This window comes from Psychrobacter sp. GTC18467, assembly GCF_055397455.1.
Map to the genome: position 1 here is coordinate 2,354,523 of NZ_AP038920.1, position 14,041 is coordinate 2,368,563.

The following is a 14,041-nucleotide window of genomic DNA, read 5'->3' on the forward strand; positions in this document are numbered from 1 at the left end:
GCAAAATGCTTGGCAATAATCATAAGTTAATCTTGATTTTAGCGCTATTTTTTAAGGTTTGGGCAATTTAACTTTATAAACTTTGAAAATATAAAATTTCTTAGGAAGAGTATTTACTTTTGTAAATAATTGAGAGAGAAAAGTTAGCAATCAAGCAAGAGTTGCGAAATAGTTTTATCCTGATTAGACGCCGTTTGGACGTCAGCCTTAATTCATAACCGCGACATGAGGATATTATGAAGCCAACTTTAAAGCCACTTTCTGTGATGTTGACCGCGATTGCGATGGCAACTTCAGCGGCGGCAATGGCAGAAGCCATTAGCCTTCCTAATGTCAGCCCTGCCAACAGTGATTTGGTCAATAAAGGCGCTTATGTCGCACGCGCGGCGGACTGTATGGCGTGCCACGGCGAAGATTATAAAGGCGGCTCGCCAATTGCTACCCCAATGGGCGATATTTACGCCACCAACATTACCCCATCAAAGCGCTTTGGTATCGGTAAGTATACCAAACAAGACCTAAAAAATGCGCTAACAGAAGGTCGTACGCCAACACACCGCTTATATCCTGCCATGCCCTATCCTGATTATCATGGTATGAGCGACGCAGATATCGATGCGTTATTTGCTTATTTGCAAACGGTTGAGCCGATTGATGAGCCGCCTGAACACAAAACCAAATTGCCGTTTCCGTTTAATTTTCGCAGCCTAATGATAGGTTGGAATTTGGTGAATTTAACCGAAACCAAGCCTGCAAGCAATTTAACCCAAAATCAAAAACGCGGTCAATATTTGGTTGACCATTTAGAGCACTGCGGGACGTGTCACACCCCAAGAAATAGCACGATGGGCGCCGACACGCAAAAATATCTGGCAGGCGCGCCGCTTGGCAATTGGTTTGCGCCCAACATTACCCCTGATAAAGACAGCGGCATTGGCACTTGGAGCAAAAAAGATATCGTCACCTTTTTACGAACCGGCGAGCTTGAAAACCGCGCTTACGCCGGAGGCCCTATGGGTGAGGCGGTCGCGCACAGTACGCGCTATTTGACCGACACTGATTTGGACGCGATTGCAGATTATTTAAAAGTCGTTCCTGCGATTAAAACTGAGGACAAAGTCCATCAAGTCGATACCAACCGCTTTTTAAAGCCGCTAAATGCGTCGATTACTCATGATTTAATCGCCCAAAAAGACGTGTTAAAACGGGCAAAAGACAGCGCAGGTGACAGTAATTCGCCAAAAGCGCTTTATTTAGCTGCTTGTGGCAGTTGTCATGGGGTGAACGGTTACGCTCAGCCCGATGCTAAATATGCGCCGATTGTTGGGCTAACGAGTATCCGCCGCGAGCGCCCTGATATGCTCGTTAATGTTATTGCTCACGGCATTGATGGCGCAAGTAACACCAGCCCAAGTATGCCTGCGTTTGCCAAAGACTTAAGCCCCGAACAAATCGCTAAAATTACCAATTACGTTCGGGTGAACTTTGGCGGTATTACCGACAGCAAGGTGAGCGCAGGTGATGTTGAGCGCATCATCACTGCCAAACCTGAGCAGCCGTTTTTAATCAAATATGCCGGAATTTTAGCCATACTTGGCATCATTGCGGTTATTTTGATTGTTGGATTTGTTATTTGGAGACTGATGCGACCACGCCGCGCCCGATAAGGCTTGATAATTGATGAGGCAATTTGCCCATTGCTAAAACAAAATATCAGAATAAAAATTTGCGCCGCTGACCGCCATCGATAAGGACACCATTATGAAAGACACGCTTCAATCGCCCACCCGCCGCCAACTGCTCTCGATGATTGGCAAAACGGCAGGCGCGACTGCCATGTATCAAGCGATGACAACGCTTGGGTTTGCCTCTGAGTCAACCTTTAATCAAGAGCTAAATTTAACCGGCGCTCCTGAGGGCGCAAGCATCATTATCTTGGGGGCAGGGCTTGGTGGTTTAACGGCAGCTTATGAGCTTCGCAAAGCCGGCTACAATGTTAAAGTGCTTGAATTTCAAAATCGCGGCGGCGGTCGCAGTTGGACGATTAACAGCGGTGACGACTATACCGAACTTGGCGGCGGTCTTGTGACCTGTAACTTTGAGGAAGGCAACTATTTAAACGGCGGACCTTGGCGGCTGCCAAGCCATCATTACGCAGTGTTTCATTACTGCAAAAAATTTGGCGTTGAGTTGCAGCCCTTTATCCAAACCAACGACCGCGCTTATTTGCACCGCTCCAATCATTTTGGCGGCGTCCCGCAGCGTTTAGGCGATGTTAAAGCTGACATGCAAGGCTATGTGGCTGAGCTGTTATCTAAAGCCGTGAATGTCGGCAGCCTTGACCGCTCCGTCAATGGTGAGGACAAAGAAAAACTGCTTGAGGGCTTAAAAGGTTGGGGCGCGCTCAATAAAGACTACCGCTATACCAAAAGCCATGCGTTAAGCAAATATCGCGGCTATAGTGTCTATCCTGGTGGCGGCTTGATGCCGGACTCCAGACCCTCGCAGCCATTGCCACCTGAGGAGATTTTAAACTCGGGAATGTGGGCGGATATTTATGAAAACTATCACCTTCATGAGCATTTGCCAACCATGTTTCAGCCCGTCGGCGGCATGGGCAAAATCGGCGATGCCTTTACCCGAGAATGCCAAGATTTGATTGAATTTAACGCCAAAGTTACCAAAATTCATCAAGATGACAGCGGCGTGACCGTTGATTATGTGGACAGCAACGACCCAAACGGCGCACCAAAACGTATCCGCGCCGACTGGTGCGTTTGCAATATTCCCTTAACGATATTGACTCAGCTTGATATTAACGTGTCAAAAGCAATGAAGCAGGCGATGGCAGCCGTACCTTATGACACCTCTTATAAAGTTGGTCTTGAATTTAAACGCCGATTTTGGGAAGAAGACGAATGGATTTACGGCGGGGTGACGTATACTGACATGCCCATTACCCAGATTTCTTACCCGTCAGAAAACTTTTTCAGCAGCGGCAGCGGGGTGCTGCTTGGCGCTTATGGCTTTGGCGCAACGTCTTATAAATTTAACACGTTAACGCCGCAAGAGCGCATCAATGTGTCGTTGGCTTATGGCAAATATATCCACCCGCAGTACCCAAAAGAGTTTCGCGCAGGAACGTCGGTCGTTTGGCACCGCATCCCGTGGACGCTTGGCTGCTATGGCATTTGGAGTGAGTCAAGCCGCGAGCAATATTACGACACGCTTTGCAGCATTGACAATCGCATTATTTTGGCAGGGGAGCATTGCTCACACATTCCGGCGTGGCAAGAAGGGGCGATATTATCAGGAATGGACGCCGCCAAGCGCTTGCACCAAAAGATAAAATCGAACGCCTAATTTAACTTATGCCAAATTTAAGCATTAAAATATCGAGGTAATCATGACCATTATGACGCCCAACGCCCTTGTAATTCCGCTTGCAATTGCTGCTGCTGTTGTTACAGGTTGTAGCTCATCGGACAACTCAAGCCCGACGATTGCTGCCTATCATGACGCTCCCGAGAAAGTTAATTATCAAGACAGCCGCAACAATGGCGCTTGGGGCGCAGTTTATATGAGCCGCGATGAGCTTCGCGATAAAAACCGTAACATCGTAGATAGCAGTCAATTGCCCGATATGAAAAATGACCCAAGCCTTAAAAAGTGGGAAGCCAAATTTGAAGGTGAAAACGCCTTTGTCACCACCAACGGCGAAAAGCTGTTCCATGATTCCTGCGCCGGCTGTCATATGCACAAAGGCGAGGGCGCAATTGGGGCAGGCTACTATCCGCCGCTTGCCAACAACAGCAAAATGGAATCTAAATACTATATCATCGATATTTTAATCAATGGCTTTCGTGGGATGCCGTCATTTCACATGATGATGAATGATGAGCAGATGGCAGCGGTGACGCAATACGTCCACAGCTCGCTTAACCCTTATAAAGACAAAGTAACCGCCGAGGATGTGGCGCAACTTCGTCATGACAATCCGCCCGGTTCTGACCCGAGTGAGTAGATTTTAAAAAGGAAAAGAAAAATAAAAAGCGCTGAATATTAGGCGCTTTTTTGATGGAATTTACGAATAATTTTTTATAGGTTAAGCTATCTTGTTAATTATTTAAATCCATCGTTCCAATGTTAGCAATGGTAGGGTTAAGGCATTTTTTATTGCCTTGTTTTTGGTATTCTAATCCCATAGGACTATTAGCAACATAATCTGAATAATGACCGTTGGTTGAAATAAAATCGCCCATTTTAAAATCGTGACCGTCTAAAGTTATCGTTTTGCTTGCCTCGTCCCATTGAACCAAGCTTTTTGGATACATGGGGAACATTGCTGTATTATAAACGCCATCTTTACCTACCAAATAAAGGCAACCGTCTTTCCATGCAAATTTTCCCGTTACTAAAGCAGTGGCTTGACCATGTCCCACTGGAGCGACAGGATAATAAAAAATGCTGGTCGATTGTTTAAGCTTGATTTCGGTTTCTTGGTTTGATGGTGAGCTGACGGGAGTTGCCATACAACCAACCAAAAATAATGTCGCTAAAGCTAATAAAGACTTTTGCATAGCTATTTTTCCATATTAATCGCTTTCGGAGGCTGCTAAATGAAGAGCTTGTTATTTATCTCGTTTGATAATATGGTGATATCTTTGTCATATCTATTCTTAGGTATTTATCTTTCTTATCGCAGTTCTATTTATTCGCAAAATAAGCTTAAATTTAAAAACATAGACAATAAAGCAATAATACTGGGTTCTTTAGTAGTAGGATTATTAGGATGGTTGTTTACAATACTAACTTTCGAATATGGTCTTATTTATTTAGCAATTTGCATAGCTACTCCGATATTAGGGTTTAATAGACAAAAAAATTACTTTCCTAGAGAAAAGTAATTTTAAATTCAGGCGACCAATCAGCCGCCTGAACCCATCATTTAAAAAAAACTTACTTTAAAATAACTTACTTTGGTGAATTTGACCACACTGGCGAGCGGATGATACCTTGACCGGATTTGCCAAACGACTCACCACCATTTAACGACTTAATGGTTAACACACCTTTGCCGCCTTGGGTTGAGGCAAACACCACACGCTTGCCATTTGGTGAAAAGCTTGGTGCTTCATCGATTCCGGTGCTGCCAAGGTTTGCCACCACGCCGCCATTACTGTTCATAATTGCCGCCGAGCGTCCGCTTAAATAGGCAATTTGGCTGCCGTCATAGCTGACCTGAGGGCTTGTGGCATAGCCGCCGCGCGACACTTGGCTGATTTGACCTGAGCCAAAGTTATAGCGGTAAATGGCAGGTCGGTTAAATCCGGCTTTGTCCGACACAAACACAAACGATTTACCGTCAGGGGCGTAGCTTGGTTGAACCTCGCTGCTTTTTGTCCAGTTAGTAAGGCGGCGCGGTTGACCACCGCTTGCGCTGATTTCATAAATGTGCGAGCTACCCTCAAAGCTACTTGAAAACAAAATCTTGCTGCCATCGGGCGAGAACGACGGGCTTAAGTTGCTTCCCGGAAACGGCGTTAATACGGACGCGCCGCCGCCGCTGACGTTTTGAACATAAATGACCGGATACGATTTTTCACGTTGAACCGCGTAGGCAATTCGGTTGGCGTCAGGCGACCACGCCGGCGAGAAAATTGAGCCTTTAACTTCGGTAATGGTTCGCGCGTTTTCACCGTCCGCGTCCATTACTTTTAAGCGCGAGACTTTATCTTTGCCGCGACCGGACTCTTCAATATAAGCAATTCGCCCTGAAAAATCGCCCGGAATTCCGGTGATAAGCTCATAAACTTTATCAGCAATGACGTGAGCGGCGTAGCGCATGCTTGAGGCGTCTTTGTCCGCCGATAAGGTTTGCTTTCCGCCCAAAACTTGACCGGTTTGCACATTGACCACTTCATAATCGGTGATGACTTTACCGCGGTCAGTTCGCGTGTTTCCCATCACCAAATAAGGAATGCCAAGACGCTGCCACGCCGGAAGCGTTCCTGAAAGCTCGCTGCTGCTTCTTGGTTGCTGCGGTAGGTTTTTATTGGTGACTTTTAGCTCAGTTTTGTTTAAATCGTTAAACACAATGGGGGAGATGACCGAATCCCCTGCAAAAGGCACAAAGGCGACCTGATTTTGCTGAACGGGAATTTCATAATCCAGCTGCAACTCTACAGGAGCGGCGATAGCGCTTTGGCTTAGCATCAAGCTTGAAACGGCAAAGGTTACTACGGCAGCAACAGGAATAAAGGCGTTGTTATTTGTGATTTTATAAGTCATGAGGTAATGGTGCTCCTAATGTCACAATAAATAAAGGTACAAAGGTTGAGGGTAACGGTAAGACATTCCCTGAATTTTGACAAGTGGCTTAAAGTAATTTTGCGCTCACTGCGGTCAGGATTTGACAGCAGGTGAGCTGCGATAGTGCTAATTGCTACCGTTAAACTGAATAGTGAAGGTTGGGTATTTGGGGTCGTCGGTGTCGATAGGCAGGTTTCGGGTGCTGAGTACCGCTTGCCGCGCCGCTTCATTGACGGCGCTGTCACTGCCGCTTGCGCTGACATTAACCACATCGCCGCTGGCATTGACCGTGATGCTTAAGGTTGTGCGCTGGGTTGAGCCTTTTGCTGCTGTTGGCGGGTTATAATTGCGCCGAATCAAATTAATAATTTCGCTATTGCTTGCGCCGCGACTGCCGCCTGCGCTTTTGCTGCGACCGGTATTGGGGCTACTGGTGCTGCTGTCGCCTGCAAAGGTCGATTGACCATCGGATAGGTTGTAGCTTTTGCCCGCCGCTCCTGAGCCGCCGGAGCTGATTTCAATATTGCGCTGGCTTGAATTGGGGCGCTCAATTTTGGGTGGGTTGTTTTGGCGCTGTCGATAGTCTTTGAGTCGTTCGCGCTCCTCTTTGAATTCTTCGCGGCGGCTTTGTTCGACTTGCTCGATTTTATTAAGCGCCACGCCCTCTTGCTGAGCGCTCCATTCGCTAAGCGACTCTTCATAAGATTGTGATTGCTCAAGTAGGCGCTCGTTTTGCTCTTGGCTCATTAAAATCGGCGCATCATAATCAAAGTCGGCAGCATCATTGGACTGAGTAAATACCGGAACGCGCTGTGAGGTCACCGTTTGCGGATTGGCAGGGTTTGGGTTGCTCGGCGCGTCACTTATCGCCCCGCTTGGTAAGTTGTCCTCGCCACTTGCCATAGAGGCGGCGGCGCGATTGGCAAGGATTTGACCTTGGATTTCGGCAAGCTCTTCTGGGGTGACCATTGTCGTTTCAATCATGCCCTCAGGTTCAGGCAGATGATAATAATGATAAATCAAAATACCAATGACAATCGCGTGCGCCAAAACGCTCAACACGGTCGGTAAAGTCAGACCGTCGCCTTCAGGGGTGGTGGGAACATAGACGACAGGGGCGTTCTTCATGGGCTTATATCAGCTATCAATGGGCGTCACGGCGCAAGTTGTCAATAAAAATTATGATTAAAAATTAAAATAAGTTATTTTAAATCAAATACTTAAGCCATGAAATTAAACGTTGTTAATTTTTTGACGCGTTTATTTTGGGGTTGTTAAAGGCGCGCCGGTCAATAGCCCAACCTTTTGGATGCCGGCCTGCTGCAAGCTTGCCATCAGCCCCATTACCGCGCCGTATTGGTTGTTTTGGTCGGCATTAATCATGACTTGCAGCGCCTCACCCTCAGCGCTTTGCGATTGCAAATTGACCAGCGTATCAATCAGTTCTGGCTCACTGATGGGTAAGTCAACATTGTTTTCATAACTGACAAAAATCTCACCTGAGCCGGTCAAGGTAACAATGACAGGAAGCTGACTTTGCTTCAGCATATTGGCTTTTTCTTTGGGCAAATCCACATCAACGCCTGTGGTTAACATGGGGGCGGTCACCATAAAAATCACCAATAAGACGAGCATCACGTCAATATAAGGCACGACATTGATGTCAGCATTTAACGCCGCTTTTTTGCGGGCATAAGGGTTTGGCTTCATAGTCCGCTTACCTGACTGGTCTGGCGGATTCCTGCGCTGACGGCAGAGCTGCGTTCTGCAAACGTTTCACGATGCAGCATTCCGGTCATTTCATCACAAAATAGCGCTCGTGAGTCATAAAGACGGGCAAGCTTTGCTGAAAAATGGTTGTAAGCAAGAACGGCAGGAATGGCAGCAAACAGTCCCATGGCGGTAGCAATGAGCGCTTCGGCAATGCCGGGGGCGACAGCAGCAAGGGTAGCTTGCTCAGTTTGTGACAGCCCTAAAAACGCATTCATAATGCCCCAAACCGTACCAAATAAGCCAACATAAGGGGCAACCGAACCAATACTGGCAAGTGCGGCGATTCCTGATTCAAGCAGTTGTTGCTGCCGACCAAGACCGACGCGAAGCTTGCGCTCAACGCCATCAATAATGTCATCTTTAGGCTGCGCTTTTTTATGCAGCCGTAAATATTCTGAAAAGCCGACATAAAAAATTTGTTCAAGACCTTGGCGGTCGGGCGAACCTTGGACGCCTTGATACAGCTTTGCCAAATCCTCACCCGACCAAAACCACGTTTCAAACTGCGAGTCGAAGCTTTTTGCGGTGCTAAGACGTGAGCTTAACCGAAATATCATCACCCAACTAAATACCGATGCCAAAAGCAGCAGCAGCATCACGATTTGCACGAGCAGGCTGGCTTGTGAAATCAGGTCGATAATATTTAAAGATTCGGGCATGAGCGTTCTCACTGACAAGTCATGGCTTTGGTATCAAGCGTTAACTTAATCCAAAAATTTTGGCATCGGGTAAACAATTGGGCGTAGAATGACGCCCTGCTTTTCAAACCTGCTAGTGTACTTTGAATTTGCTTAAAGGTCATCGATTAATATGTTAAATGACGAAAATTTGCAGCATATTTTTATAAATAATGACAGTTATAAAAAGATATAATATGACTCGATAATTACGCATAAGCTATTGCAATTTTCAACTAACAAGTCAAGGACAATGATTGCATCAGGAATTTGGGCACTTTATGATGTTAATTCATGTTACTTAAGTTTTCTAAATTATGAAATTGGCTTGGTTAATGGTTAGTAGTTCTACTCTTTATTAATCCGTTGGAAGTGATCATAGCAGCGCAATTTGGATGCGATGTCGATACCCACAGTGAGGATTTGAAATTATGAACGCAATTGAACGCTATTTTGGAATTAACGGCGAGAACACCACCATCAAAACGGAGCTTGCCGCCGGATTGACCACGTTTTTGACGATGGCTTACATTATTTTTGTGAACCCTAACGTTTTGGCTGAAGCCGGAATGGATCGCGGCGCGGTATTTGTTGCGACTTGTCTTGCCTCTGCCATTGGCTGTTTTATCATGGGGCTTTACGCGCGCTTGCCGGTGGCGCTTGCCCCTGGAATGGGGCTGAATGCGTTTTTTACCTACGGCGTGGTTCTTGGCATGGGCTACACGTGGCAGGTGGCGCTTGGGGCGGTATTTTTATCGGGCTGTATTTTTATGGCGTTAAGCTTATTTAAAATCCGTGAATGGATTATTAACGCCATTCCAACCTGCCTAAAGCAAGGCGTGGTTGCCGGTATCGGTGCGTTTTTGGCTTTTATTTCTCTGCAAAGCTCAGGGGTGATTGTCAATCACGATGCCACCCTTGTTGGTCTTGGTGATTTGACCTCGTTTTCACCATTTATGGCAGCGCTTGGCTTTATCGTGATTGTTGGGTTGTCGTATCGCCGGATTCCAGGGGCGGTAACCATTGGCATCTTATTAGTCGCGCTGATTAGCCTCATCACGGGCAACACGCAGTTTACCGGTATTATGTCAGCGCCGCCATCGATAGCGCCCACGCTGATGCAGCTTGATATTGCCGGCGCGTTTGATGTGGCGATGATTAGCGTTATTTTTGCTTTCTTATTCGTTGATTTATTTGACACGGCAGGGACATTGATTGCGACCACCAGCCAAGCCGGTCTTATTGGTCCAGATGGTAAAATTCCTAATATGAAGCAGGCATTGCTTGCCGACTCAACGGCAACGGTTGCCGGAACGCTGCTTGGAACGTCATCAACGACCAGTTATATTGAAAGTGTCTCAGGGATTGCCACCGGTGGTCGAACGGGGCTTGTGGCGGTTGTGGTTGGGATTTTGTTTTTGCTTAGCACCTTTTTTGCGCCGCTTGCTGGCATGATTCCGGCGTATGCAACCGCAGGGGCAATTTTTTATGTCGCGGTGCTGATGCTTGGAACACTTAGAGATGTCAACTGGGGCGATTTGACGGACGGCGCGCCGGTGGTGGTCACTTTGTTATTTATGCCGTTTGCTTATTCAATTGCTGATGGTATCGCGCTTGGTTTTATTACTTATACGGCAATTAAAGTGTTAACCGGACGCTTTGAGGACATTAGTGTTCCGGTTTGGGCGTTAACGCTTGTATTGTTGGCAAAAATCGTCTTTTTATAATTTCTTAAAGCGTTATCGTAAAAAAGCTCTTGGTATCAAGGGCTTTTTTTTGGTCATAAATTAAGCCGTTAAGTGCAATCAGAAGTCCATAGCTGTTTTGTTTGGTTAATGCGTTTGTTGTTAGTCCAATGCTAATTTGGCATTTACTTATGCTACCATCAAGAGGTCCTGCGCATCACCTCAAGCAACGCCGTAGAGGTTTTTCTTAAGCTTTAAGATTAAAAAGCAAGTAATAAATAAGAAGAAGGCGATAATGCGCTTGGCTTAAATTAGCCTTGATAGCGGCGGTAAGGCACTTAATTGCGCCCGCTTACCGCGACTGTCCATTAACGATGGAGCGATGATGTCAAATTTGCCAAGACCTCTACCTTTTACCCCCGCTGAGCCAATTTTATTTGACCCAAAAGATTTGTTAAATAATAGCCTAAGCGACTCAACCACCACCCGAAAGCAGTTTATCTCGCCACTTTATTGCGTCGATGAAACGCGTTGGCTTGAGAGGCTATTGCCCCTTGCCAAACCAAGTGATGACGAGCGAAAGCAAGCAGCGGCGTTAACGACCTCGCTGGTCAGTCACGTCCGTAATGACACCAAAGCCATTAAAATGGTGGACTCGTTACTGCTTGAATACAGCCTTGATACCCAAGAAGGCATTTTGCTCATGAGCCTTGCCGAAGCGCTCATTCGCGTTCCGGACAATGCCACGGCAGACAAATTGATTGCCGATAAAATGAGCGTTGCCGATTGGAAAAAGCATTTAAAAAATGACAATACGTTACTGGTCAACGCCTCGACGTGGGGAATGGTGCTGACCGGTCGCGTGGTCAGCATTGACCCAAAAACAACTGCCAGTAGCTTTTTGGATAAAATGACCAAAAAAATGGGTGAGCCGGTCATCCGCCGCGCTATGCAGCAAGCCATGCAAATTATGGGGCAGCAGTTTGTTTTGGCAGAAACGATGGTGGCGGCGTTATCAAACAGCCAAAGTTACCGCGATAAAGGCTATACCTACTCGTTTGATATGCTTGGCGAGGCGGCAGTCACCGATAACGATGCTGAAAAATATTTTAATGACTATTTAGGTGCCATCAAACAAGCGGCGCAAATCACGGTCAAAGCCGGAATCCCTAAGCCCTCGGTGTCGATAAAATTGTCCGCGCTGCACCCGCGCTATGAGGCAACCCACGAGGCTGAAGTTATGGGATTGCTTCGGCAGCGCTGCTTGTTGCTGATTGAAGCGGCGCGTGGTCTTGACGTTGATATCAGCATCGATGCTGAAGAAGCCGACCGCCTTGAGATTTCACTGAAGCTTTTTGAATCGCTGTATCGCGACCCGATGACGCTTGGTTGGGATGGTCTTGGCATTGTGGTTCAAGGCTATTCCAAGCGCGCGCTTGCGGTACTGGGTTGGCTTTCAGCGTTGGCAGCTGAGGTTGGCGATAGGATTCCGGTTCGCTTAGTTAAAGGCGCGTATTGGGATTTTGAAATTAAATTAGCTCAGCAAAAAGGGCTTGCCGGATACCCAGTTTGGACGCGAAAAGAGGGCACAGATACCGCCTATTTGGCTTGCGCGCGCTATTTGTTAAGTCCGCAAAACCGAGGGCTGATTTGGCCACAATTTGCCAGTCATAACGCGCATACCCTTGCTGCTATTATGACCATGAGTACTCATCAAGACTATGAGCTGCAAAGGCTTCACGGTATGGGCGATGCGCTTTACGACCATATTTTAAAAGACTACCGAATTCCGGTTCGCATTTATGCCCCCGTTGGCGCTCATAAAGATTTGCTGCCGTATTTGGTGCGCCGGTTGCTTGAAAATGGCGCGAACAGCTCATTTGTCCATCAGCTGCTAGATAAGTCATTTCCGATTGAGCAGCTGACCTGCCACCCTTACGACAAACTTACTTCGTTTGCCACCCTTGCCAACCCAAACATTCCGCTGCCCTTAGATATTTATGGTGACCGAACCGCAAGCTTTGGGGTAAATATCTTTGTGGAATCGCAGTGGCAGCCGTTAAAAGCGGCGATGGATGATGTTGAAAAATACTGGCAAGCTGCGCCGATAATTAATGGTGAAACGATATCGGAATCGGCGTTAACCAAATCGACGTTAAAGAAAAGGGACGTTGTTGCGCCGTGGAATCATGATGTCAAAGTCGGCGAGGTCATCGATGGTGATGCCGACCTTGCCCATCAAGCGGTTGCCCATGCCATTGACGCGCAAGAAGCTTGGCAAGCGGTCATGGTAAGCAAAAAAGCAGAAATTTTGCGAAAAATAGCCGATTTATATGAAGCTAATTTTGCCAAGCTTATGGTGCTTTGCCAAAGAGAGGCCGGAAAAACCATTCAAGACAGCATTGATGAGATTAAAGAAGCGGTCGATTTTTGCCGTTATTATGCCAATGAAGCCGAGCGCTTGCACAATGAGCCGCCAACGGTCATTGATTTTGATGGCAATTTGCAGCGCGGGACGTTTAAGGCTCGCGGGACGGTCGTTTGTATCAGCCCTTGGAATTTTCCGCTCGCCATTTTTACCGGTCAAATTGTCGCCGCCTTAGTTGCCGGAAATACCGTGGTCGCAAAACCTGCCGAGCAAACGAGCCTAATTGCCCATTTTGCGATTAAGCTTATGCATCAAGCTGGCGTGACTACCGATGCGCTGCAATTTATTACCGGTGGCAGCGAAGTTGGTGGTGCGTTGACGGCATCAAGAAAAATTTCCGGCGTAATTTTTACCGGCTCAACCAAAACCGCAAAAACTATTAACCAAAGCTTATATCAAGGTGAGCGTAGTATATTACCGCTACTGATTGCCGAAACTGGCGGTCAAAATGCCATGATTGTCGATTCAACCGCGCTTCCGGAGCAAGTGGTCAAAGATGTGGCGCTGTCGGCGTTTGGGTCGGCAGGTCAGCGCTGCTCAGCGTGCCGGATGCTTTGCGTTCAAGAGGACGTTGCCGATACGGTTATCGATTTATTAACCGGTTTTATGGCGCAGCTGTCGGTCGGCACTCCTGAACGGGTCGCCACCGATGTCGGTCCCGTGATTGATACCACCGCAAAACAAAAGCTTGAGAACCACATTGAGCAACTAAAAAATTCACCTGTCGCTAAACTGTTATTCCAAACCCCAATTTCTGAAAAAGAGGCGGCAAAAGGTACGTTTGTTGCGCCAACGCTCATTGAGGTTGATGATATAAAAACCATTGGCGGCGAGCATTTTGGGGCGATTTTGCACGTTCTGCGCTACCGCGCTGATAAGCTTGATGACTTGATTGATGAGATTAACGCCACTGGATTTGGGCTGACCCTTGGCATTCATAGCCGAATTGAGCGAACGGCTGACGCCATTGAGCGCCGCGCATGCGTTGGCAACACTTATATCAACCGCAACCAAATCGGCGCGGTGGTCGGCGAGCAGCCCTTTGGTGGCTGCGGTCTGTCAGGAACGGGACCAAAAGCTGGCGGCTCGCTTTATGTGTCGCGGCTTATGACCACCCAATTTACGCCTGTTCCAATGATGACAGCGCAAGGGGAGGAAGAATAACA

The 14,041-nt window shown here is 47.2% G+C and carries 10 protein-coding genes; 5 read left to right on the plus strand and 5 right to left on the minus strand.

Annotated features, from left to right (window positions below; translation table 11 throughout):
- Positions 1–236: 236 nt before the first annotated feature.
- The 3 genes from ACZ5XY_RS10490 to ACZ5XY_RS10500 all read left to right on the plus strand — a co-directional run bounded on the left by ACZ5XY_RS10490 (position 237) and on the right by ACZ5XY_RS10500 (position 4,024).
- Complete coding sequence (locus tag ACZ5XY_RS10490) at positions 237–1,667, plus strand: c-type cytochrome (RefSeq protein WP_464741450.1); 1,431 nt, start codon at positions 237–239, stop codon at positions 1,665–1,667.
- A gap of 94 nt (positions 1,668–1,761) precedes the next feature.
- Positions 1,762–3,363, plus strand: a complete 1,602-nt coding sequence (locus ACZ5XY_RS10495; RefSeq protein WP_464741452.1) for a flavin monoamine oxidase family protein — start codon at positions 1,762–1,764, stop codon at positions 3,361–3,363.
- A 43-nt stretch (positions 3,364–3,406) separates the two neighbouring features.
- Positions 3,407–4,024, plus strand: coding sequence for a c-type cytochrome (locus tag ACZ5XY_RS10500; protein ID WP_464741454.1), 618 nt, complete (start codon positions 3,407–3,409; stop codon positions 4,022–4,024).
- Between the two features lie 94 nt (positions 4,025–4,118).
- Here ACZ5XY_RS10500 and ACZ5XY_RS10505 read toward each other — a convergent pair whose 3' ends face one another.
- From ACZ5XY_RS10505 to tolQ, 5 genes are all read right to left on the minus strand, one after another.
- Positions 4,119–4,580, minus strand: coding sequence for a hypothetical protein (locus ACZ5XY_RS10505; RefSeq protein ID WP_464741456.1), 462 nt, complete (start codon positions 4,578–4,580; stop codon positions 4,119–4,121).
- A 394-nt stretch (positions 4,581–4,974) separates the two neighbouring features.
- Positions 4,975–6,291, minus strand: a complete 1,317-nt coding sequence (locus ACZ5XY_RS10510) for a translocation protein TolB (RefSeq protein ID WP_464741458.1) — start codon at positions 6,289–6,291, stop codon at positions 4,975–4,977.
- Between the two features lie 147 nt (positions 6,292–6,438).
- Positions 6,439–7,440: a cell envelope integrity TolA family protein gene (locus ACZ5XY_RS10515; RefSeq protein WP_464741460.1), complete on the minus strand. Its 1,002-nt coding sequence runs from the start codon at positions 7,438–7,440 to the stop codon at positions 6,439–6,441.
- Between the two features lie 132 nt (positions 7,441–7,572).
- Positions 7,573–8,022: a protein TolR gene (gene tolR, locus ACZ5XY_RS10520; protein ID WP_464741462.1), complete on the minus strand. Its 450-nt coding sequence runs from the start codon at positions 8,020–8,022 to the stop codon at positions 7,573–7,575.
- The gene (gene tolQ / locus ACZ5XY_RS10525; protein WP_464741464.1) at positions 8,019–8,744 is read right to left on the minus strand and encodes a protein TolQ; all 726 of its coding nucleotides are present in this window, start codon (positions 8,742–8,744) and stop codon (positions 8,019–8,021) included. Before tolQ ends, tolR begins: the two co-directional genes overlap by 4 nt.
- 449 nt (positions 8,745–9,193) lie before the next feature.
- Between tolQ and ACZ5XY_RS10530 the strand changes: the two genes are divergently transcribed.
- Together ACZ5XY_RS10530 and putA are read left to right on the plus strand one after the other, a co-directional pair.
- Positions 9,194–10,489, plus strand: coding sequence for an NCS2 family permease (locus ACZ5XY_RS10530; RefSeq protein WP_464741466.1), 1,296 nt, complete (start codon positions 9,194–9,196; stop codon positions 10,487–10,489).
- A 340-nt stretch (positions 10,490–10,829) separates the two neighbouring features.
- Complete coding sequence (gene putA, locus ACZ5XY_RS10535; RefSeq protein ID WP_464741468.1) at positions 10,830–14,039, plus strand: bifunctional proline dehydrogenase/L-glutamate gamma-semialdehyde dehydrogenase PutA; 3,210 nt, start codon at positions 10,830–10,832, stop codon at positions 14,037–14,039.
- Positions 14,040–14,041 lie beyond the last annotated feature (2 nt).

Excerpts from the sequence above, each read along its gene's own strand:
- ACZ5XY_RS10510 (WP_464741458.1), bottom strand. The coding sequence starts at position 6,291 with ATGACTTATAAAATCACAAATAACAACGCCTTTATTCCTGTTGCTGCC.
- ACZ5XY_RS10505 (WP_464741456.1), bottom strand. The coding sequence starts at position 4,580 with ATGCAAAAGTCTTTATTAGCTTTAGCGACATTATTTTTGGTTGGTTGT.
- ACZ5XY_RS10495 (WP_464741452.1), top strand. The coding sequence starts at position 1,762 with ATGAAAGACACGCTTCAATCGCCCACCCGCCGCCAACTGCTCTCGATG.
- tolQ (WP_464741464.1), bottom strand. The coding sequence starts at position 8,744 with ATGCCCGAATCTTTAAATATTATCGACCTGATTTCACAAGCCAGCCTG.
- ACZ5XY_RS10530 (WP_464741466.1), top strand. The coding sequence starts at position 9,194 with ATGAACGCAATTGAACGCTATTTTGGAATTAACGGCGAGAACACCACC.
- ACZ5XY_RS10490 (WP_464741450.1), top strand. The coding sequence starts at position 237 with ATGAAGCCAACTTTAAAGCCACTTTCTGTGATGTTGACCGCGATTGCG.
- putA (WP_464741468.1), top strand. The coding sequence starts at position 10,830 with ATGATGTCAAATTTGCCAAGACCTCTACCTTTTACCCCCGCTGAGCCA.
- ACZ5XY_RS10515 (WP_464741460.1), bottom strand. The coding sequence starts at position 7,440 with ATGAAGAACGCCCCTGTCGTCTATGTTCCCACCACCCCTGAAGGCGAC.
- ACZ5XY_RS10500 (WP_464741454.1), top strand. The coding sequence starts at position 3,407 with ATGACCATTATGACGCCCAACGCCCTTGTAATTCCGCTTGCAATTGCT.
- tolR (WP_464741462.1), bottom strand. The coding sequence starts at position 8,022 with ATGAAGCCAAACCCTTATGCCCGCAAAAAAGCGGCGTTAAATGCTGAC.